The 22,643-nt window shown below is 46.2% G+C and carries 16 protein-coding genes and 1 riboswitch; of the genes, 6 read left to right on the top strand and 10 right to left on the bottom strand.

Annotated elements, in window-relative coordinates; translation table 11 throughout:
• Window positions 1-62: 62 nt before the first annotated feature.
• From EMM73_RS00175 to EMM73_RS00165, 3 genes are read right to left on the bottom strand one after another with little or no spacing between them, the layout of a single operon-like run.
• On the bottom strand, window positions 63-2,918 hold the full coding sequence (locus EMM73_RS00175; protein ID WP_127684440.1) for an ATPase: 2,856 nt from the start codon (window positions 2,916-2,918) through the stop codon (window positions 63-65).
• Window positions 2,911-3,459 (bottom strand): condensin complex protein MksE, encoded by a 549-nt coding sequence (locus tag EMM73_RS00170; protein WP_127684439.1) that lies wholly within the window; start codon window positions 3,457-3,459, stop codon window positions 2,911-2,913. Before EMM73_RS00170 ends, EMM73_RS00175 begins: the two co-directional genes overlap by 8 nt.
• Window positions 3,460-4,704 carry a hypothetical protein gene (locus tag EMM73_RS00165; RefSeq protein WP_127684438.1) on the bottom strand — a complete coding sequence of 415 codons (1,245 nt, stop codon included), beginning with the start codon at window positions 4,702-4,704 and terminating at the stop codon, window positions 3,460-3,462.
• Between the two features lie 137 nt (window positions 4,705-4,841).
• Here EMM73_RS00165 and nhaD point away from each other — a divergent pair, with 137 nt between their 5' ends.
• A complete protein-coding gene (nhaD, locus tag EMM73_RS00160; protein WP_127684437.1) occupies window positions 4,842-6,089 on the top strand; it encodes a sodium:proton antiporter NhaD in 1,248 nt (415 codons plus the stop codon).
• Window positions 6,090-6,258: 169 nt separating this feature from the next.
• A riboswitch (Lysine riboswitch) is annotated at window positions 6,259-6,432 on the top strand.
• Between the two features lie 109 nt (window positions 6,433-6,541).
• A complete protein-coding gene (lysC, locus tag EMM73_RS00155) occupies window positions 6,542-7,888 on the top strand; it encodes a lysine-sensitive aspartokinase 3 (protein WP_127684436.1) in 1,347 nt (448 codons plus the stop codon).
• A 63-nt stretch (window positions 7,889-7,951) separates the two neighbouring features.
• Here lysC and EMM73_RS00150 read toward each other — a convergent pair whose 3' ends face one another.
• From EMM73_RS00150 to EMM73_RS00125, 6 genes are all read right to left on the bottom strand, one after another.
• Window positions 7,952-8,794 carry an HDOD domain-containing protein gene (locus EMM73_RS00150; RefSeq protein ID WP_127684435.1) on the bottom strand — a complete coding sequence of 281 codons (843 nt, stop codon included), beginning with the start codon at window positions 8,792-8,794 and terminating at the stop codon, window positions 7,952-7,954.
• Between the two features lie 146 nt (window positions 8,795-8,940).
• Window positions 8,941-10,683, bottom strand: coding sequence for a DEAD/DEAH box helicase (locus EMM73_RS00145; protein WP_127684434.1), 1,743 nt, complete (start codon window positions 10,681-10,683; stop codon window positions 8,941-8,943).
• 64 nt (window positions 10,684-10,747) lie between these two features.
• The gene (locus EMM73_RS00140; RefSeq protein WP_127684433.1) at window positions 10,748-10,999 is read right to left on the bottom strand and encodes a DUF3862 domain-containing protein; all 252 of its coding nucleotides are present in this window, start codon (window positions 10,997-10,999) and stop codon (window positions 10,748-10,750) included.
• 26 nt (window positions 11,000-11,025) lie between these two features.
• A complete protein-coding gene (locus tag EMM73_RS00135) occupies window positions 11,026-12,126 on the bottom strand; it encodes a CsiV family protein (protein ID WP_127684432.1) in 1,101 nt (366 codons plus the stop codon).
• Window positions 12,123-15,647, bottom strand: a complete 3,525-nt coding sequence (mfd, locus tag EMM73_RS00130; RefSeq protein ID WP_127684431.1) for a transcription-repair coupling factor — start codon at window positions 15,645-15,647, stop codon at window positions 12,123-12,125. Before mfd ends, EMM73_RS00135 begins: the two co-directional genes overlap by 4 nt.
• 98 nt (window positions 15,648-15,745) lie before the next feature.
• A complete protein-coding gene (locus EMM73_RS00125; RefSeq protein WP_127684430.1) occupies window positions 15,746-16,387 on the bottom strand; it encodes a PilZ domain-containing protein in 642 nt (213 codons plus the stop codon).
• A gap of 86 nt (window positions 16,388-16,473) precedes the next feature.
• Here EMM73_RS00125 and EMM73_RS00120 point away from each other — a divergent pair, with 86 nt between their 5' ends.
• From EMM73_RS00120 to EMM73_RS00110, 3 genes are all read left to right on the top strand, one after another.
• Window positions 16,474-17,685: a lipoprotein-releasing ABC transporter permease subunit gene (locus EMM73_RS00120; RefSeq protein ID WP_127684429.1), complete on the top strand. Its 1,212-nt coding sequence runs from the start codon at window positions 16,474-16,476 to the stop codon at window positions 17,683-17,685.
• Between the two features lie 195 nt (window positions 17,686-17,880).
• Window positions 17,881-18,579, top strand: coding sequence for a lipoprotein-releasing ABC transporter ATP-binding protein LolD (gene lolD / locus EMM73_RS00115; protein ID WP_127684428.1), 699 nt, complete (start codon window positions 17,881-17,883; stop codon window positions 18,577-18,579).
• Window positions 18,572-19,810: a lipoprotein-releasing ABC transporter permease subunit gene (locus tag EMM73_RS00110; RefSeq protein WP_127684427.1), complete on the top strand. Its 1,239-nt coding sequence runs from the start codon at window positions 18,572-18,574 to the stop codon at window positions 19,808-19,810. Before lolD ends, EMM73_RS00110 begins: the two co-directional genes overlap by 8 nt.
• 24 nt (window positions 19,811-19,834) lie before the next feature.
• Here the strand turns inward: EMM73_RS00110 and EMM73_RS00105 are convergent, their stop codons facing one another.
• Window positions 19,835-20,368 carry a DUF2062 domain-containing protein gene (locus EMM73_RS00105; protein ID WP_127684426.1) on the bottom strand — a complete coding sequence of 178 codons (534 nt, stop codon included), beginning with the start codon at window positions 20,366-20,368 and terminating at the stop codon, window positions 19,835-19,837.
• A 64-nt stretch (window positions 20,369-20,432) separates the two neighbouring features.
• Here EMM73_RS00105 and EMM73_RS00100 point away from each other — a divergent pair, with 64 nt between their 5' ends.
• Window positions 20,433-22,604, top strand: a complete 2,172-nt coding sequence (locus tag EMM73_RS00100; RefSeq protein WP_186435073.1) for a DNA internalization-related competence protein ComEC/Rec2 — start codon at window positions 20,433-20,435, stop codon at window positions 22,602-22,604.
• The last annotated feature ends 39 nt before the right edge of the window (window positions 22,605-22,643 follow it).

The following is a 22,643-nucleotide window of genomic DNA, read 5'->3' as shown; positions in this document are numbered from 1 at the left end:
ATCTGACCATCAGCTCAACCGCTTTCTATGCTAAAACGGCTGAGCTGATGGTGTGTTTAGGATCAGGCAGGTTCTGTTGCTGCCGAAACTTGTTCTTCAATTTCACCCGCTACCGGAATTTTTTCACATAAAATCCAGTCTTTTTCATCCACCCAGTTTTGTGCGCCACCAGCTACAGTGCGAATTGGAACTATATAACGGCACGAGGTTTGAGGTTTCACCGAAGCAAAGATCGGCACAAAACCAAAGTTCAGCGCTGTTTCGATCAGTGCCTGCTGGTTATGTGGGTCAATATCAGCCGCTTCGTCGATATAAATAGGAATACGGTATTTACCGCGTTCGCGCTCGGACAATAACTGGCGGATAAACAACATACCGCACAATAACTTAATGGTAATACGTGTCCCGTTGGAGCCTGCCGAGTCAATTTTGTCGAAGAACTCTATTTCACCAGCACGGTTCACTACTTTAAAGCGGATATCAAACAAGTCAGATAAAGTTAAACCACCTTTTTCACTGGCAGCCTGAATTAAATAGTCTTTCGCAGCTTGCACTTCACGCTCGTTGCTGCTGGCGTTGGGTGCCAATAAGTCCAGCGTATCGCCTTGCTGATAAGCTTCTGAGGTAGTCAGGATGGTATCTATATGACCAACCAATAAAGCGCGGTCAACTATTTCAATTTTAAAATCCTGCAGGTTGGAAATTTGATGACGCCAGATGCCCCGGTTAAAGCTATTCAGCTCACGGTGCAGACGGTTTAAGTCATCACGTAAACCTTTGAGCGTGGACGCTACTTCAGTCAAAGCAACGCGGGCACGACGTTCAATAGCTTCCCGCTCTTTGTCCAGATGATGGAAGGCGCTGATCAGTTTTTGGAACTTCAGCTCTTCGTCCGTCTCGACTTCAAACTTGGTGATACCGGCGTTAAAAATAAACAGGTAGGTATTTTTGATATTGACATCAATCAGTTTGAGCTCATTACACTGCTTATTAAAGTCGCGTAATACGTCGGCTAAGTTGTCAAAATCCAAAGTCACTTCAATAGGATAAGGTGTGACTTTACCGGAGTAGAAGTCGAGCTGGAAGTCGATACGCTCTTTTTTCTCCTGCTCAATACGTTCGGCCTGACGTTTAATTTGCTCCTGCTTATTGCCGACTAAGTTGCGGCGATCAGATAGGGTCGAGGCTTTGTGCTGTACTTCAGCCAGCTGCTCTTGCAGCTTGTCTTCTTCAATTTCAAGTTCGGATTGAAGCGCCTGTTGCTCGTCACTGATTTCCAGCATTTGCTGGTAGCGGCCAAACTTCTTAATGTCCTCTTCGGCTTGCAACAGATCCTGATACAAGCGGTCTTTTTCGCGGGTTTTACCGGCCAGGTCGCCAGCAACAGCGAGCTGCTGTTCCAGCGTATGCAAGGTCTGCTGCAGCGCGTCTATTTGCTCTTTTAGCTGGATTTTGTTCTCTAAGCTATTTTGCTCGACCGGCTGCAAATGATGCAGGTCAATCACAACTCCAGGTAAATGCAATTTGCCTTGTTTAAAGCAATCGGCAATTTTCTCCAGTTGCTCTGAAAACAGCGCATCGTCCAGAATTTCAATATCACCGCCACCCGTAGTCGAAAGCGACAACAAATCCGGATTCAGAATGCGGGTCATTTGCTGTACTTCCGGCAGGCTTAAGTCTTCGCGTAAACGGGAATACAGGTTAAATTCCAGGTTTTTCAGTTGCAGCTTTAAGCTTTGCAGCTGCTTGGCACTTTGGCTTTTTTGATGCGCTAAAGTGGTGGCATTGACCTGACTTGCTCCTTGCAAGCTATGGCTTAACTGCTCGTAGGCTGCGCGGATATTGCTTAAGTTCGTCTGTAAGGTCGCTTCGTTACTTAAGCTGAATTTTTGTGACAGACCATCAAATTCGCCAAACCATTGCTGCAACTGCTGCTGACGGCCAGACAATTCTTTAATCTGACCAACATACAAACGCTGACGTTCTTCCAGCTGGCTTTTCTCTGCCAATAAGCCGGTCAGCTGCTCGTTCAGAAGCTCTTGCTGATCGTCAAAGTAGCTATGAAATTCAGTTAAGGCCACATCCAGTTTAGGCGCATAAGTGGCTAAGCGACCTTTGAGCACTGAGCGGTTGTCGAGCAGACTCTCTAAAGCTGTAACAGCTTCCTGTTGATTTTCCAGCGCTTTGAGTTCACGTCTGTCTTTATTGACCTTTTCAAAAGCGTTGTGCCACACCTGATAAAAGTCGACCTTAGGATCGCCAAGATGCCTTGCAAATACCGGCAACAGCAGACGTTTTACATCCTGTGCTGTTAAGCGGTGCAGGTTCAGAATACGGCGGAAAATATCCTTGTATACCGGCGCATCAGACACGTTTGCCAGTGGGATCATCCGAAGATTAATGCGGCTGTCAAAAGGCGTAGCTCCACCTGTCAGCATGGCATTCAGTTCAGACTGTTTTAACTCAATAGGGTCAAAGCCTAAACCACGTAAATGATGGTCCAGCTTGTTGTACCGCACATAACTTTTGCCGTCTAAATAGTGGTTTAAATCCAGCTTGCCTTTGTAGCAAAAATACTGGAAGGCATAACCTGCAATTTTACCGCGACCTGCTACACCTATCACCACAGGGCCGTCTGGCAAATTGGCTTCCAGCAGGATGTAGCTTTGGTCTGTGCCGAAGTAAAACTTACGGGTTTCGTCTAAGTCGTGACCATCCCATTCGGTTAAACGCAAATCGTTAATCAGCGGGAACTGCAGGGCGTTGATCACCGAACTTTTGCCCGTATTATTGGGCGCGCAAATGGACGAAGAGTCATCCAGAGGGATCACACATTTGGCGTAGCCAGCAGTGTTGAGCAGTGCCAGTTTGGTTAAGCCATACAGCTCTGATTTTGTTAAATTAAGCTGCTCAGACATCTGCATTCTCCTCTGTTACAGCGCTGTGATCCACATCCATCAGCGCGTCTAAATAACGATACACAGGGGATAATAATTTGATTTGATCGCCGCTTGGCCGCGCCAGGCCGTAACGCAAGAAGCGGTTGGCTATTTCACGTTTCATATCTGTGACTGAAAAAATTTCCAGTTGTTCAAATAAGTGGTATTGCTGCTGCAGCAACTGGCCCCAGATTTCTGTGGTAATTTCATGTTCAAACAAAGCCCGCAGCGGATCCTGGCCTTTGTCGGCATAAAACTCCACTAAAGCGAATAAGGTGAGGGCAAAAAGCCTGGAGATTTTGCCCATGCTGGCAGTGGCATCATCCACTTCAAAATAAAAGAAACCACGACTGTCGCGTTTTAGCGTATTACCTAAAGCACCAAACAGAGCTGTGTAGGAGTCTTCCTGCTGATCCAGTTCCTGCCACAAGGCAAAATCCTGTTCGCTGATATGGTAACCGTTCGACAGCTTTTTGCTGATTTCAGCCAGCTGAGTCAGTTCATCTAAGTTTAATTGCATTTATAAAGTCCCGGCTTCGCTGCTTTGAAAAGGGTGTAAGGTCAGCTTATAGCCATTGAGTGTCAATTCAGTGTTGTGTTCGCTGTGTTGTAGTATCAGCTCGTCTGAGCGAGAAAGCTCCTGATACAGGAAAAGCAGTTCATCCACTGGCAATTCAGGGTAACTGTCTGCCAGCCAACGGCTTAAATCAGGCAGTTTTTTTAAGGCTTTGGCTTTGTGTACTACATCTTTTAATTCAGGTACTTGCATCAGCATACTGTGATTGCTGAGGATTTCTTCAGGTAACTGATAGGCATCGTGTTCGTACTGACACAGCTCTGCCATATAGCTGGTGATTTGATTGGCCGAACCTAAGGAGAAGCGCTGGCTGTCAGAGCTGATGGCTGGAACTAAAGGTTCCAGCGTTAGATCTATACCCTTTTTGCGCATCTGTCCCAATAAAAAGCTGGCATTACGGGAAAGTAGTGTGTTTCGGCGCAGTTCATCACGCAGTGGCATCAGCAAATCCGCACAACGACTTAAACTTTCACGGCCCAGCTGATTCATTTCAATTAAACGAGTTCGCAGCTGAATTAAAGTTTCTTTTTCTGTATTCAGTGTGCCTGTCACTTCTATGATTTGCAGCAAGTCGCTGAGCATAGCCTCCACATCTGACACAGTTTTCTGGAAAGGGCCGTTGATATCCACCAGTGCTAAAACAGGATCTATATAGTCATCAAAAGCATCCATCACAGCGGCATAACGCCGAGCCAGGCTCAATTTGCCTTCGTCTGCTTTGGCGCGCTCGACAAGTGATAAAATGGCGCTTTCATTTTGGCCAAAATGCTTTAGTACTTCACGAATACGTTCATCCATCACCCTGGAGAAGCGGCGCAGCTCGCTACTATCTCGACTTTGTGCCGCTTCTCGCATGCGTTCTGATAAACGTTTTAGCTCCAGAATTCGGCTTTCGATATCGGTCGCTAACCCCAACTGCTGTTCCTGCATTAACTGCTGGGCAAATTCCAGCACGGAGCGATTCAGCTCCAACTGGCTGGATTTAGCCAGAGGGATCAGAATTTCGAGTTGCAAAAAACGCTGGGCTTCACGGAACACCTGCTCACTGCTCATGCCATTGTTATGGCGCAGGATCAGATGCTGTACATCCTGGAAACTGAAGTTACCGTTGGCACTTCGTTCGACCAACTGCTCAATGACAGTCCAGTGCTCATCTAAGCAGCGGATAATTTTACGTGGCGCTATCATTTGTCCTTTCTTTTCATGCTTTTCATCAATATTTCACAAATCTGACTTTGGTAGGGTAGTGGCATGCGGTTTGGGCTGTTAGAATACGACCCCGCAAAATCCTTCCTTTTCCACAACAATAAAGCTGGTACTACATCATGGTAAGCGCAGTAATTTTGGCTCTGGTGGCAATAGCCTTTGTGATGATCGTTATAGAGGATATTATCCACGTAAACAAGGCAAAAACGACACTTTTTTTCGGTACTCTTTGCTGGATCCTCGCTTTTATATTTCCAATGCATGGCGCTACAAGTAGCGAAATCAGTGAGCAGTTGAACCATAACTTATTAGAAATAGCCACTTTGTGGTTGTTTCTGATGTCAACTATGACTTTTGTCGCTTATCTCAATAGTAAAGGCTTTATTTCTCAAATTGTGCAGCGTTTATTACCTGCCGAGTTATCTGAACGCCGTTTGATGTTTATCATTGCTGTGTTTGCTTTTATTTTCTCGTCATTTGCCGACAACGTCACCGCGACTCTGGTGTCTATCGCTGTCATCAGCAGTATTAAATTGGAAGTGAAAAAACGTATTCAATACGCCACCTTGATTATTTTTGCGGTCAATAGCGGTGGCGTGTCATTGATCACAGGTGACGTCACTACCCTGATGTTGTTCTTGGGCGGTAAAGTGACCATCACTAACCTGTTATTGTTAATTCTTCCTTCGTTATTTGCCGTTGCTGTATTGGCTATTCTGTTGTCACGCAAAATGACAGGCCGTATTGTGCTGGAGAAGTCCCCTAGACCAATAGAAAAAGCCGATGTCATTATTGCAGGTATTTTTGCTGCGACTATAGGTGCAACGTTGGTATTTAATATCCTGTTCCAGATCCCGCCTGTACTGACATTCCTGTTTGGTTTAGGCGTGATGTTTTTAGCGGCTCAGTACCTGCTGCGTAAAAAGACTGGGGTAAATATTTTGAATTACATCCGTGAGGTAGAGTTTGATACCTTGTTGTTTTTTTTAGGGGTTTTGCTGCTGGTTGGCATTCTGAAAGAAATTGGTGTGCTGACCAATATTACGCATTTGTATCAGTATTTAGAGCCAGTGCAAGCCAACTACCTGATGGGTGTTTTGTCTGCGATGATCGACAACGTGCCTTTAACTGCGGCTTTGTTAAAAGCAGATTTAACCATGACGACAGCGGAATGGCTGACTTTAACTTATGCCACTGGGGTAGGTGGTTCTATTCTGATCATAGGTTCAGCGGCCGGTATTATTGCCATGAGTAAAGTTAAAGAACTGACTTTTGGTACTTACTTCAAAATGGCAGGTTATCTGTTGGGCTGCTACAGCCTGGGTTATGTCGGCGTCTATTTTGTCGGGCAGTTTGCTTTGGCTTAAGGATGAAAAACTGTAACTAAATTACAGTTTTTCTGAAAAGACGGCTAAACGGCTGTTGCCTTTTGTAAAAAAGTCACTTAAGCTCTGCGCCGTCAATCATACGTGATTATGAGATACCCGATGTGTGTAGGGGCGGGGTTTACCCCCGCCCGTGTAATGCCAACGGGTATAGACCAGAAGAGGAGCGTTAACCAGGTAGAACATCTCAGGCTGCTACAAGCCGCAGGATGTTTGAGGGGGATTAACGCCGAGGACCAGATGCTGTAGCGGCAGATGGTCCGGTTGTTAAGGCTGAATCCTTACGACTGTCACCTGTTTTTTGTGGTGGAGAGCTTCTGGCCTTTGTGTGTCTGTGATCAGTTGTATGCAGCATCATGCCTGCACCACAACTTTATTTACTGCCTGCAAATGCCATGCTCTGCCTTATGACTTATTGATAAGGAGAGACTCGAATGTCTAATCAACTTATTGTCGCCAAATTTGGCGGAACTTCAGTGGCCGATTTTCCGGCTATGTCCCGTTGTGCTGATATTGTGTTAGCCGACTCTAATATTCGTCTGGTCGCCGTCAGCGCCAGCTCAGGCGTAACCAATTTATTGGTCGATATCACCAAGCAAACTGAAATTCAGGCCCGTTATGCCTCTTTTGAGGGCATTGAGCGTATTACTTTGGCTGTGCTGAATGCTCTGCAACAACCCGAAGCTGTGGCTGCGCAAATCAATACTTTATTGGCTGATTTACGTAACCTGATTGAAACTGGGGGAGCTGTGTATTCCGGTGCTCATAAAGATTTGATCCAGTCCTTTGGTGAGCGTTTAAGCTCCGTATTATTTACTCAGGTGTTGATAGAGCGAGGTGCTGCAGCACAGTGCTTTGATGTACGCCGGGTGCTTCGCACCGACAGTCGATTTGGCAAAGGTGAACCCCAAATAAAGCATATTGCTGATTTAGCGCAAGCCCATTTGCAGCCTTTATTGTCTGAGCAGATAATCGTGACTCAGGGCTTTATTGGTGCTGATGAAACAGGGCAAACTACAACTCTGGGCCGCGGTGGCTCGGATTATAGCGCAGCCTTATTGGGTGAGGCTTTAAATGCGCACATCGTACAAATCTGGACTGATGTAGTTGGGATATTTACTACAGATCCACGTCTGACATCAGATGCCCGCTGTATCAATGAAATCAGCTTTGATGAAGCCGCCGAAATGGCGACTTTTGGCGCTAAGGTATTGCACCCAGCCACCTTAATTCCGGCGATGCGCCGCAATATCAAAGTCTTTGTCGGTTCCAGTCGTGAACCTGAAGCGGGTGGCACCTGGATTGCGAAAACTGTGGAACATAAACCAGCATACCGCGCTATAGCACTGCGTAAATCACAAACTCTGATCACGGTGAAAAGCCCGGAAATGCTGCATGCAGCAGGCTTTTTGGCCCGGGTTTTTGATATTTTAAGTCGTCATCAGATTTCGGTAGATTTAGTCACTACGTCGGAAATTTCAGTCGCCTTAACGCTAGACGAGTCTTCAGGGAGCGCTTTTAATTCGGCGATTGAACCTGCGCTAGATGAGCTAAAAAGCTTCTGTGAAGTGACGGTAGAGCAGGGCTTAAGTCTTGTTGCTGTGATAGGTAATCATTTGCACAGTACCAAAGGGGTGACGGGTGAACTGTTTAGCGCCTTGGAGCAAATTAATATGCGATTGATTTGTCATGGTGCTTCGCGCCACAACCTGTGCTTTTTAGTACAGGATGCGTCAGCTGCTGCAGTAGTGAAAGAGCTGCACCAGAAGTTATTTAATTAAAAACTAAAATGGGGTCAGATCACATTGTTAACAGTTAACAATGTGATCTGACCCCATTTTCAATTAAACAAACAGCTGCTTCATCTCTTGATAAGTCACAGTAAATTCAGGTGAGCGATAGAAATCAACACCTGTGATTAAACCACGGTCCACAAAAGGTTTTAACGCCAAACGAGGTTCCGTTTTATCTTTGGCAAAGCCTTTTTGAATGGCAGCAATACGAATAAAGTCCAGATAATTTACTTTGTCAGCGTGCGGTAATTTGGTATTCCATTGCTCTGCAACTTCGACCAATTCATCCGGGAATTCCCACTTACGTAAAATACTGCCACCTATGCCGCTGGCTAAATCTGTGATGCAACCTTCAATAAAGTCTTTGTTACCAAACTGACCCTGATATTTTTCGGCTTTAGTCAGAATAGGCAAAGCGCCAATATTGTGAATTAAACCAGCTAGAGTCATGGTGTCAAAATTTACCGGGCTTACTTTTAAGTTGCTGTTGTATAACTGCATCGTGGCTAAAGCTACTGCTGCGACTTCTAGGGTGTCTTGCCAGACCTTGCTCATCATGCCTTTGATTAAACTGGAATGAGAGACAAACAATTGCTCAATAGCCATGGCTGTGACTATATTTTTGATGTAACGCAGGCCAATACGTGTGACGGCTTGCTGCAGTGAATTGATAGGGACAGAGCGACCTAAAAACGCACTATTGGCAATTTTCATCATACGGGCAGACATGGCTGGGTCGTGAGAAATAATGTCCGCCATCTGGTTTAAATTTACATTTGGATCTTCCGCCATTTTGCGGATCCGTAAAGCAATTTCGGGAAGACTTGGCAGCACCAAGGTATCATTTTGAATTTTCTCAACCAGCAAGCTTAATAACGCGTTTTCGTTTGACATAAACTGCGACCTTGTGAAAAAAAGAGAACTATCAGTGTGGTGTAATAATTATTGCTAATTGACGAACAACTTGATTATTAGTGAGTTTTATCAGCTTTGGCCAGTAGTTAACCAAAAGAATTTTTTATCTTGTTCATAAAAGGGGATTATTCAGCATCTTTCCCCTGAATTTGAAACAGCTTGTCACGAATTTGCCAAAAACGCCCGTCCTTGCGCGCTATGATGGCCTCTGGTGGTTGCAGTCGATGAACTTGTTGTAAGACTTTATTGACTGTAGCTGCAGTAAAGACTCTGTGCCTGTCGACCAGATGAGGTGGCACAAACAACGTTAGAAATTTTTGTTTTTGCGCCTTAGTCTGCAAACTCCAGTATTCAGCTATTTCAGCGCCTTCATCAGAAAAGTAACTGACTTTGAGTGAGGTTTTACCTTCTTTGTTTTGATGGCTTTGTAGCTGCATTCGTGTTACGTAAAGTACTAAGGCGTCTTTTAAGCTTAAGGCTTCTTTCAGTTTTTTGTCCGGATCGACCAACACCAGACCACATTCGCCACAATGACGGGCGGCTATATCGTTTTCAGCACCACAATCAGGGCAAAACTTGGCTTTAAAACGATAGCCACAAGCTAAAGGCTGACCCAGCTCATTATCTTTATAACCCTGACAGCGGCGACCGTAATGTTCCAATACCAGGCCTCTGTCGTCGGTTTTGCCCCAAAAGTTATTAAAAAAACCACAAAGTGGGCAGGGGACTGTGACCAGCTCTGTACCAGGCTCAGGTCTAAGTTCGCCTATATCAGGTTGCTCCAGATTAAACCTGTTTCCAGCATAATCCAGCACCAGACAATCGGTTTTTCCCGGACTTAAACGCAGTCCACGACCTACAATCTGTTGGTACAAAGTGACAGATTCGGTGGGGCGTAAAATAGCGATTAAATCTATATGTGGCGCATCAAAGCCCGTAGTTAATACCGCCACATTGACCAGGTATTTCAGCTGTCTTTGCTTAAAGCTGTGGATCAGTGCATCCCGCTCTTTTTGTGGAGTATCACCTAAAATCAGCGCAGTTTGGCTGGCAGGTAAATAACCTAAAATTTCGCGGGCATGGGCGGTAGTCGCTGCAAAAATCATCACGCCCAAACGGCTTTGTGCCTGATGTATCACTTGCTGAATAATTTGTGGTGTAGCACGTTGCTGCTGGTTAATGCGCAAATCCAGATCGGCTTCTTTAAAGTAACCGCTGGCTGTAGGTTTCAAGCCAGCAAAGTCATAACTTAGCACTGGCGCATCCATCAGGACAGCTGGTGTTAAATAACCTTCACTCAGCAAAAAACGGATTGGCAGATCAAAAATACAATATTTAAAAAAACGCGGTTCACTAGTGCGGACCAGACCTCTGCTGTGATACTGATAAATCCAGCCAGAGCCCAAACGATAAGGCGTTGCTGTCAGTCCTAGTACTTTTAACTCCGGATTTTCGCCCTGCAAAGCCCGGATCACTTTTAAATAGCTGCTGTCTTCGTCATCGCCCACTCTGTGGCATTCGTCAATCACCAATAAGCTGTACTGTTCAGTAAATTCATTCAGGTTACGGGCGACAGATTGTACAGAAGCAAAGACCACCTTAGCTGCAGTTTCTTTACGGCCCAGACTGGCAGAAAAAATAGCAGCCTCTAAACCATAACTTTGGTATTTGATATGGTTTTGTTCAACTAACTCTTTGACATGAGCCAGCACCAAGACACGGCCACGAGCTAATCTCGCCAGTTCAGCGATCACCAGGCTTTTGCCCGCTCCAGTCGGTAGTACCAGTACTGCAGCATCCTGCTTCTGACGGAAATGCACTAAAACAGACTGTACTGCTTGTTGTTGATAAGAGCGAAGCTCAAACATAAGTCAAAGCTCACAGAAAAAAGGCGGCAAAAGCCGCCCGGTTCAATAAGGGGGATATCAAAACTTATTGAATACCATGGTTAGAAAATACTGTAGCGCGGTCCGCTAAAAAGGTGATTTTGATATTTTTCGCGTCATCCCCCCAGCGACAGCTTTTAGTGCCTACAGCCTCGTCACAATGAGTAGCTTTCCCTAAAATACGGCTCACTTCATCATAGGTCATACCCGCTTTTACCTGGTCATAATTGTCTTGGGTCAGCTTGCTGCAGGCAGCAACAGATAGCAGAACTGCCAACAAAATCACGATTTTTTTCATAACAGATTCCTTGTGTTATTTATAGCTTAAGGTGTTCTCGCCAGAGTTGTATCTGGCGGTGTATAGCGTTTCACCTGGATAATCACACCTAAACGTGGATGATCCAAATAATGAATTTGGCCTAAAGTTAAGCGGTTACTTTGTTTAATTGCAAGTTGTGCCGGCTGATCCGGGTCTTCAGTTTGACGCAAGTAAAAGGTGCCATCAAATTGAATAAAGCGGCCCAACCGCAGTTGAACTAAGGAGTCGAACTGCCACGGACTAAACCATTGCTGCAAACTACTCTGCCCTTGTTGCACTGCGTCCAGTTGTTGCTGTACTTGTTGCATCAAATCAATCTGCAGTGTTGTGTCCGTCTCACTTTGTAATGTCCTTTCATCGAGATACAAACCTGCATACCAGTGAGTACGGCTGTTACGTCCAGAGATCAAGGGTTGACGCCAGGCCGTGTGCAGCAGTAGTTGCTTGCCTGCTTCGCGTTGTAACTGATAGGCCAGATTTTTAAGGTTCAAGTCATTAGGACCGACCAGATAAGCACTATTTTTCGTTAAGCCATCCCCGGTAAAAGTTGCTGGAATTTGCGCTGGAGCTGGTAACTGCAACGCTAATTCTTCAGCACTTAGGGGACGACTGATCAACTGGCCATCCAGGTCCCATTGTTCCATCAGACAGTTTTGAAAATTCAGCTGAAACAAAGAGGTGAAAGGGAGCTCTGGCTCTAATTGCACATCGAGTGAATCCTCTACAACTACTGCTACTGGTTGTTTGTTCTGCTGATGCTCGGTTAATAGTTGCTGAACTTGCTGTTGGACAGCATCAGATACCGGGGTTGCAGCAGGTGGAGCAGGCAGTGTTGGATCGGCTTGTGCAGGTGCACAGGCTGGGATAGTTTTTATTAAGTCTGCTACCGCTGGTTGCACATATGGACGCATTAAGTCCATCGCATTGCTGGTTTTCAGCTCCTCGGTAGGTGCTTCAAACTGTTCTTTTAAACTTTTATCCGTAGTGCGGCTAAAAGCGATCAGCTCAATTTCATACCAGCTGTTGGCAAAAACTGTTGTAGTAGTGAATAAACCCACTAAACCCACTAAAGCCAAACCCAGCGATGTTAAACGCAGATGTTTCATGGTGCTCCTATCTGATGTTTAGCAAAGTCTTCGAGCATAAAGCTGACAAAGGCGAATCTGCTATTGGTATCAGGTAAATCTTTAATAAATTTCAGTTTACTACCACCTTCGAGCTTAAAGACTTTCGACTGAGTCTGGATAAGCTTGATAATGTAAGACGGGTTCACTGACGTCCGTTCGGCGAATTCTAGCACACCACCTTTGCTGTTGGCTTCCAAACGTTTTATTCCAAGCTGCTGAGCCTGCATTTTTAACTCTGTGATTTTGACTAAGTTTTTCGCAGCATCTGGTAACAAGCCAAAACGGTCAATCAATTCTACCTGCACGTCATCCAGTTCCTGCTCGTCGCGGCAGGAGGCTAACCTTTTGTAAAAGGACAAACGTAAGCTGACATCAGGAATATAAGCATCCGGCAACAGGGCAGGCAGCTTCATATCCAGTTCGGTTTGTTGGGTTAAAAGGGCATCCAAACTAGGCTCTTTGCCAGCTTTTAACGCCTCCACAGCTTGTTCCAGCATTTCCATATACAAGCTGAAGCCGACAGATTCAATCTGGCCACTTTGTTCATCTCCCAATAGCTCGCCCGCGCCACGAATTTCCATATCCTGACTGGCCAGCGCAAAACCTGCGCCTAAATCTTCTAAAGCGGAAATAGCTTCCAGGCGCTTTTCGGCGTCTTTGGTCAGGCGTTTTGGCGGGGGAGTTAACAGATAGGCATAAGCCTGATGATGCGAACGACCAACACGGCCTCGTAACTGGTGTAATTGCGCCAGACCAAAGTTATCTGCTCTGTTGATAATAATGGTATTGGCAGTGGGCACGTCGATGCCGGTTTCGATAATGGTGGAGCAGAGCAGCAGGTTAAAACGCTGATGGTAAAAATCCGCCATGATTTGCTCAAGCTCTCGTTCCCGCATCTGACCATGAGCTATGCCAATTAATGCTTCAGGCAGCAGCAAGGCTAAATCAGCAGCGGCTTTTTCTATAGTTGCTACGTCATTGTGCAGGAAATACACCTGGCCACCACGGGAGATTTCCCTAAGCACTGCTTCACGTATTAAGCCTTCTTCATGCTCCCGCACAAAGGTTTTGACGGCTAAACGTTTGGCGGGCGGTGTGGCAATAATAGATAAATCGCGCATGCCGGACATCGACATATTTAAGGTTCGGGGAATAGGGGTGGCTGTTAAGGTCAGAATGTCGATATTAGCGCGCAAGGCTTTGATTTTATCTTTTTGCCGTACGCCAAAACGGTGTTCTTCATCAACAATTAACAGGCCCAAATCTTTAAACCTAATATCGTCCTGTAGCAGCTTATGAGTACCAATTAAAATGTCTACTTTGCCTTGTTCTGCTTCTTCCAATATAGCTTTTTGCTCTTTAGCGCTGATAAAACGCGACAGTACAGCCACTTTCACCGGCCAATTAGCAAAGCGGTCACGGAAGTTTTCAAAATGCTGTTGTGCCAAAAGCGTGGTCGGTACTAACACCGCCACTTGTTTATTGTCGTTGACTGCGACAAAAGCAGCACGCATTGCGACTTCAGTTTTACCAAAACCTACATCACCACACACCAGTCGGTCCATAGCGCGTTCGGCCTGCATATCGGCCAGTACTGCGGCAATGGCGTCAAGCTGATCGACCGTCTCCTGATAAGGGAAGCCATCGGCAAAAACCTCGTATTGATCGGCTTCGATTTTAAAGCCATAACCTGTCTGGGCGGCGCGCTGGGCATACACATCCAGTAACTCTGCTGCTACATCCCGCACTTTTTCTGCTGCTTTGCGCCGCGCTTTTTCCCAGGTGTCGTTGCCAAGCTTATGAAGCGGTGCATTGTCCTGATCAGAGCCTGTGTAACGGCTGATTAAATGCAAAGACGACACTGGCACATACAACTTACTGCCACCTGCATATTCAATGGTGACAAATTCTGCGCTGATGCCCGCAGCATCCAATACCTGCAGTCCTTGATAACGGCCTATACCATGTTGTAAATGCACCACAGGCTGGCCAACAGACAACTCAGCCAAATTGCGGATTATAGTGTCGCCAGAGATTTGTTGGCTGTGTTTACGTTTACGTCTTTGGGTAACTTTTTGACCAAATAACTCGTTTTCGCTGACTAAGGCTAAAGGCTCTTCACCTGCTTTGGCCTTGGCTTTACCGGATACTGCTTGTGAAGAGCTGGCTTGCAATAAACAACCTTGCTCCAACGACCCTATGACTATGCCTAAATCTACCTGATCTGTTAAAAACTCTTCGACCGAGGCAAATTGCTGCAAGCGAATTTGATTACGCTGCATCAGCTGCAACAAGCTTTCGCGCCGGCCTTCAGATTCGACAAAAAACAGCACACGGCCTTGTTGCTTTTTGGTCTCAACAATAAATTGCTGCAGCTTTTCCAGCGGGTTTTTCAACTGATGATTGACGGTAAGTTCAGGCAAATCAGCCACAGCGGCGTTGGATTGCCCCGCGCGTTCCGGCAATTCAGCCCGGCTTAACCGCAGGCGTGGCCATTGTTTTAACTGAGCAAAAAACTCATCCACCGCTAAATACAATTCTTGCGGTTTTAAAATAGGCTTGAGTAAATCGATAGCCCTGTCCTGATAACGACGTTGTAAGTCGTGCCAGAAACGCTCGGCTGCAGCTTCCAAATCACCTACAGCCAGCATCACTGTGTTTTTGGGTAACATTGAAAACAAAGGTGCGGAATGTTCAGCAAACAGCGGCAGGTAATATTCAATACCAGCAGGCATCAGGCCCTGGCTGACTTGCATATAGAGCGATTCTTTTTCGCTACGCGCCGGGAAGCGCTCACGATAACGAATACGGAAGCGTTCTATTGCCGCTTTGTCCTGCGGGAATTCGTGGGCAGGTAAGAGTTCAATTTCATGGACTTGCTGCACTGTGCGTTGGTTATCCGGATCAAAGAGGCGAATACCGTCAATTTCATCGTCTAAAAAGTCGATGCGATAAGGCAGGCTGCTACCCATAGGATAGAGATCCAGCAAGGAGCCACGCACTGAAAATTCGCCATGTTCCATCACCTGATCCACAGCACGATAACCGACAGCGGCCAGTTGCTGACGCAGTGCTGTTAAATCCAGTTGCTGGCCTTTTTTCAGTACCAGGCTGTGTTGCTGTAAATAGCTTGCGTCTGTTAGACGCAGCAATGCCGTATTGAGCGGCACTATCACTACACCGTGCTGCAAACGAGGCAAGCTGTACAGAGTTTTTATACGCTGGGAAATAATATCCTGATGCGGTGAAAAAACATCATAAGGCAAAGTTTCCCAGTCAGGAAAAGTCCAGACATCAGGAGCGTTTTCATGAAAAAACACCATTAGCTCCTGCTCTAAGCGCAGCGCAGTGGTGGTGTCCGGCACTATGATGACATACAGGCCCTTCTGGCGTTGATACAGCTGATAAATAGCCCAGGGCAAGGCAGCGCCAGTCAGGCGGCCCCATTGTTTTTGATCGGTGCTGGAGGTGGGGGCTGGTAATGCTTCAATGCGGATCATCAGGGAAATTCTTTACTCGTTATTAAAAGACGGTCCATTCTACGGTCAGTCTCGTTGTTTGGGTTTAGTCCGTTACATTCGGCCTTAGCCAGGCTGCTTTATCGCTGATTTTGCTGAGCCTGTAATTGCCGTTGTTCAGCTTTGCGTTTTAATTGTCTGGATTGTTCATGCAAACTGGCGCGAACCACCATATCTCTGTCTTCATCCCGAATACGGCGAAACAAAATCTTGACCAGATAGCGAGCTTTTTGTTCTGGTTGTGTCGTGGGTTGTTCTGTCAGGTCCAGCACCTGGCCTAAACAAAATAACGCGCCATCATTATTATCTAAAAACAGTTTCACTTCATAGAGTTGGCCTAAAGCCACTGCTTTATCCATCCAGACCTGAACACCTGAGCCACCATAGCTGAAGGTGAAAAATCGACAGGCAGCATCATCTTGAGATCGCAATACATAGTGAGTGAGCGCATCGAGTTTACGGGCTTGCTGCTGTAAATAATGCGCTAAATCAACAGATATATCTTTTACTGCGTTAAAGGTGCGAATTGAAGAATTATTCAGCAAACTCAATTCACTGGTCATTTTAAATGCATCAGGGATCAGACGTAAGAAACTGTCCTGGTCCGGCAAAGGCTCGGGAAAGGGGACTAAATTCACAGTAGTCTGATGCTCAATTTGAAAGTAGTCCGCAAATTCGTCTACTAATTCTGCGGCTAGGGTTGTAGTGCCTGGCTGTTGCATAAGGATACCTCGGGTAGCAAGCTTGTAACCTTAACGGATAATCACTATTATCGCAGCAATTTCTTCACCAACCCAAGTGGAAGTCTGTGAAAAGCTTGCAATTCCCTCTGAGTGTGCGCATAGGTTTGCGTTACAGCCAAAGCCGCAAAGGACAGGGTTTTTTATCCTTTATTACGCTGTTTTCGGTCACTGGTATTTTTTTGGGGGTGATGGCCCTTACTATTGTCAGCTCAGTGATGAATGGCTTTGAGGCAGAACTGAAAAAACGTATTTTGGGTGTGGTCCCTCACCTGATAGTACAAAGCTCGGCAGAACCAGAGCTTGATATCAGTGCTCTGCAAAGGCAGTTCCAACAAATTCAGCAGGCCACGCCTTATTTACAACTGGAGGCTCTGGCACAAAGCCCTGGCCAGCTGACCGCTGTTTTACTGCAAGGTATAACACCTGGCCAAATCCCGATATTTTTGCAGCAAGCGCTGGTGTCCGGTGACTGGTCTGCCCTAACGACTCAACCCTATTCAGTGATTTTGGGTGCTGGTCTTGCTGATGAGTTGAAGGTTGGTCCTGGTCAACAAATTCGTTTATTGCTAGCCGAAGGAGGTAGTTTCACGCCGATGGGCTGGTTACCTCGCCAACGCTTATTCACTGTGGCGGGTTTAATTAACACTGGATCTGAAGTAGATAATAGCGTTGCCTTAGTGCATTTACCTGATTTAAAACGATTAAGCAGCAGGCTGAAGGAGGCTCCGCAGTGGCGTATTAGTTTAGCTGAGCCTTTTGCTGCTCCGGCTTTAGCGAAGGACATCATCAGATTTCCTGCTGTAGAAAAAGTTACAGACTGGCGGGACAGTCATGGCAAATTATTTGCTGCCGTGGCGATGGAAAAAGCCATGATGTGGTTGATGTTACTGCTGATTGTGGCAGTTGCAGCTTTTAATATAGTCTCTGCTTTAGTGATGATGGTGACAGAAAAACAACGTGAAGTGGCTATCTTAAAAACTCAGGGCATGACAGACGCTCAGCTTTTTGCCGTTTTTGCCGTGCAGGGTATGAATAACGGCTTGCTTGGCACTTTAAGTGGCGCTATGGCTGGTATCGTCATCGCATGGCAGCTCAATGATATTTTATCGCTTTTGGGTATTAGCGTGGTGGCCGGGGTGGCTTTGCCTGTGGATATTCAGCCCGTGCAGATCTTTTTTATAGTGGTATCAGCTTTGGTGCTGACGGCCTTGGCTGTGGTTTATCCAGCCTGGCGGGCAGTGCAAGTACAACCAGCAGAGATTTTAAGAGATGAGTAGTTTCCTCGTCGTTCTTGGCGCCGCAGCTTTGTTGACTGCGCGCTTTCGCCCTAGTCACATAGGACTACTATGCTGCTGGGGTCTCAATCTCTTGTCGTCGCGCTGCAACTCCAATTACTTAGAGGAAACAGAGATCGCAGTTTTGTTTACCGGGCGCTCTCGCTCCGCAACATCAATTACTTTGGGTAGAGTTTAATGACCAGTATTTTAACGGCCCGTCACATCAGTAAAAGTTACAGAGATGGCGCAAATGTCACTCCGGTGTTGCATCAGGTCAGCCTTGAAGTCAAAGCCGGAGAAATGTTAGCCATAGTTGGCAGTTCCGGTTCAGGCAAAAGCACTTTGCTGCATATTTTAGGCACTTTAGATCAGCCAGACAGTGGTGAACTCACCTTGTTAGGCAAAGCTGTAGCTAAGTTATCAGCCAATGCGAAGGCAAAGCTTAGGAACGAAAAACTGGGTTTTATTTATCAGTTTCACCATTTGCTGATGGATTTTACTGCGCTTGAAAACGTGGCTATGCCGCTGCTTATTCGTGGAGAGAGCAACGAAAATGCGCAGCAAAAAGCGGCAGCTATGCTACGACGCGTAGGTTTAGGCCACAGGGTGGCTCACAGACCTGCTGAATTGAGCGGCGGTGAGCGTCAGCGGGTTGCTATAGCCAGGGCTCTGGTGGGTGAGCCTGCGTTAGTTTTGGCTGATGAGCCTACAGGCAATCTGGATCATCAAACGGCAGAAAGTATTTATAAGTTATTACGTGAATTAAACCGTGAGTTGAAAACCAGCTTTATTGTGGTGACCCATGATTTGGCGCTGGCGAAAAAGCTGGATCAACAATACTGGATGCGTGATGGTCATTTAGGCAAAACGATGGATGGCTTACCTCATGGCTAGTTTGTCCTGGCAACTGGCGCAGCGTTATCGCAAAAGCCGGAACAGCAACGCTTTTATCCGTTTTATTGCGGCGTCGTCCACTATAGGCATTGGCCTTGGTGTGGCTATTCTCATTCTGGCTTTGTCTGTAATGAACGGCTTTGAGCTGGCATTAAAAGATAAACTTTTGTCTGTTATTCCTCATGTAGAGTTGCAGGCGGTGTCGGACCCTATTCAAAACTGGCAGAAAAAAATTAAGCCGTTACAACAGCATTCTGGCGTTGTGGCGGGAGCGCCTTATATCAAAACCAATACCATGATCCGCAGTGGTGCTAAAGTCAAAGCTGCAGCGTTACGCGGTATTGATGTGCAGTTAGAGCAAGGTATTAGTGCTTTAGAGTCTTTTGTGGTGGCTGGGGATCTGACTGAAATCAGCGAGCACCAGATTGTGCTTGGCAAAGGCATAGCCGAAGAAGTGCAAGCCAAAGTTGGCGATGAAGTGCAACTGATGCTGCCGCAAGTCACAGCGGAGGGTAAGCTTGCCAGTCACAAGCACGTCAGCTTAACAGTCTCCGCAATCGTCAGTATTGGTGGGCAGTTAGATTATCAACAAGCCTGGGTTAATATCAATGCATTAGGGGCATGGCTGAATTACCCACAAGGGGCAGTTCAAGGCTTTGCGTTTAAAATTGACGATATTTTTGCAGCGCCGCTTTTGTCGCGTGAACTTGGCAATAGGGCGACGGACTATGTGTATATGCTGGACTGGTTTCGTACCCAAGGGCATTTATACAATGATATTCAGATGGTGCGAAGTATTTTATATCTGGTGTTAGTCCTGGTGCTGGCTGTGGCCTGTTTTAATATTGTTGCAACGCTGGTGATGGCCGTGAGGGAAAAGCAAGGAGATATTGCTATTTTGCTGACCATGGGCATGCCCAGATCTAGCATTGTGAAAGCTTTTATGTGGCTAGGCTGGCTTAATGGTTTAACAGGCACTTTAGTGGGGGGCTTAGTGGGTTTAATATTGGCTTGGCAAATCGAACCACTATTTCGTTTTATCACCGATCTGACCGGTTTTAGCTTATTGGATTCCAGCATTTATTTTGTGGATTACGTTCCTTCCCAAATCGAAGCTGTGCAAGTGGTAACGACTATAGGCATAGCGCTGATCATGAGTTTAGTTGCTACTATTTACCCTGCGTTAAATGCCAGCAAGGTACAGCCAGCTTTTGTCTTAGGTCAAAGATAGCTTCAAAGCCAGATTTAAAAAACGTCAGAGTGAGTCGGTCTCGCTCTGACGTTTTTTTGTGCGGTTTTGCCAGGCTTTTTTGGCCGACATACACCAGAAGTAATCTACCAATGTATAACTCAAGGCTGACAAAGTACTGCCAATCACCAGGCAGCCCAGCAGAAAAGGTTTACCTATGGTGTCCAGGCTGTCGATGAGCCAGCTTAAACTGACCTCGGCTCCGACATGATGTCCAGGATGCCCCAGGATCAAGGCTCCCAACTGATAGCAAATGAAAAATATCGGTCCCATGGTCAATGGATTCGTGACCCAGACTAACGCAACAGACAGAGGTAAGTTCACTCTGAATAAAATTGCCAGAGCAGCAGCTAACACCATTTGAAACGGCATAGGTATCAAGGCAACAAAAAGCCCCACAGCAAAAGCTCCGCGCGCTGAGCGGCGGTTAAAATGCCATAAATTGTTGTCATGCAACAAAGCGCCAAAGATTTTTAGCGAAGGATGTTGCTTGATTTTTTCTGTATCTGGTAGATATTTCTTAATTATATTCTTTGCCATTACAACTCATTCATGAAAAATTAACGTGAACCGTTTTTTCATCGGTGCGATCAGCGGATGCCTATTGTCATTATTTTTACCGATAGTGCCAGCACTTTTATGGCTTATTTTTCTGTTCTCTCTGTTCCTACTTTGTTTGCATTACCGTCTTTTGGCTTTAGCCGGCTGTTGCTGTGCTCTCAGTCTGTGGCTGTGGCAAGTGCAGCAGCATCAGTGGCAATCAAAACAGCTACTTCATTTATCTGAACCTTGGCTACAAGGGCAGGTCGTGGGGATCAGACAACAGGATCAAGACTTCAGCAGATTTTTATGGCAAATCGATGAAGGGCCATACCGGGGTTACCTGGTCCGATTGCGCTGGCAAGAAGCGCCAGAGCTTTTAGGTCAAGGCCAACGCTGGTGGCTGAAACTAAGGTGTAAAGCGGTTCGTGCCCCAGCAAATCCAGGCTCAGTTTATGCAGAGGCTAATGCCTATGTGCTTGGCATCCTGGCCAATTGCCTGGTAAAAGAAGCGCTTTTGCTGGATCCTGTATGGGACCACAGGCAGCAGTTGTATCAGCGTTTAAAAGCAAAAATCGGAGATTTTTCAGCTTTTGCTCTGATCACGGCTTTGACTCTTGGAGAGCGACCTTTTAGTGATGAGCTCTGGTTGGGTTTACAGGCAACAGCGCTGGGGCATTTAATTTCGATATCCGGTTTTCATATTGGGTTGTTGTTTGGCTGGGTTTATGGCCTGATGGTGATATTGTCGAAAAGTCATGCGTTATTATTGCTGTGTCGGCAGCTAGCCCCATTTGTCGCCCTGAGCGCAGCCTGGTATTACAGTTTGCTGGCAGGCTTTGCCATTCCTACCTTACGTGCTCTGGTTGCATTGGCCTTGGCTGTATATTTAATGCAGCAGCACAGACGTTTAAGTTATAGCCAAAGCTGGCTTCTGGTTTGTGGTCTGTTACTATTGCTCAATCCTTTATGGGTGATGAGCATTAGTTTTTGGCTGACGGTCTATGCGGTGGCACTTATATTTTTGTTTGTCTGGCGCTATCCATTGTTAGACCATAACTTCAAAGGCCGGTTTCTGCTGGCAGTTAAGTTTCAGGTGTTGATGACGTTGTTAATGAGTGCACCTACGTTGTTATTTTTTCATGGTATCGCGCCCCTTGCTTTAGTTTCTAACCTGATCTTTGTGCCTTGGTGTTCTTTACTCGTGATCCCTTATTTGCTGATTGCTTTGTTGCTCGAGCTGGTATTACCGGCGGAAATGCTATGGCATTGGCAATTGGCCGAGCTGATTTTAGCACCTCTCTATCATTGGTTGCTCTACGGCGCTGCTATGGATTATTGGTGGTTGCTGCCTGCTCAAACTATGGTTTCTGCGCTTTTAATTGCCTTACTGTTAGCTGCGGCTTTTTTCCTGCCAGTCCCAGCCTCCAAGCGGTGTCTGGCTTTGTTGTTGCTCCCTTTCACATATTTGTTATGGCCCAAAGCCCCGCAGTGGCAGTTACATCTGATGGATGTCGGGCAGGGCACAGCTCTGCTATTGCAAAAAGGTGACAGGGGGCTGTTGTATGATGTTGGTCCTGTCTATGGCAGTTTTAATGCCACTGAGGCTTATGTTTTGCCCTATTTGCATTATCAGGGCATTCGGCAGCTGGATTATTTAGTCTTAAGCCATGCCGACAGCGATCACACTGGTGCTTTTGCAGAAGTGCTAAAGGCTTATCCTCAGGTAAAGTTGATTGCTGATTTTGACACAGGATTCTTGCAGCAACCTTGCCACGCTTTGCCTGCTGCATACCTCAACGCTCAGTTAAGGACTTTTCGAAGCACTGCAGCAAGACAGGATAGCAATGATTCGTCCTGTGTACTGGCCGTAGCTGTGGATGGATGGACTATATTATTGACCGGTGATATCAGTACAAAAGTAGAAGCTGAACTGCTCACACGGGTTCCGGAGTTAAAAACGGACCTGTTATTGTTGGGGCATCACGGCAGTAAAGGCTCAAGTCACTTGAGGTTTTTGGCTCAGGTGCAGCCATTAGTAGCTCTTAATAGTGCCGCGGCGAATAATGCCTATGGACACCCAAGCAAAGAAGTCCAAGCCCGGCTGTCCTTGCTGCAAATCCCCCTGTTCAACACTGCAGAGCTTGGGGCTATTCGGCTGACCATAACAGAACAGCAGCTGGCGATCTGGCCTTACAGACAACAGACTTTACCTTTTTGGCTGCAAAAGCAGTGAACAATTGCTGAAAGAGCAGAGACAACAAGGTAGAATGAC

The sequence above is a fragment of the Rheinheimera sediminis genome (assembly GCF_004005375.1).
Taxonomy (GTDB): Bacteria; Pseudomonadota; Gammaproteobacteria; order Enterobacterales; family Alteromonadaceae; genus Pararheinheimera.
This window is presented reverse-complemented; position numbering and strand designations above follow the sequence as displayed.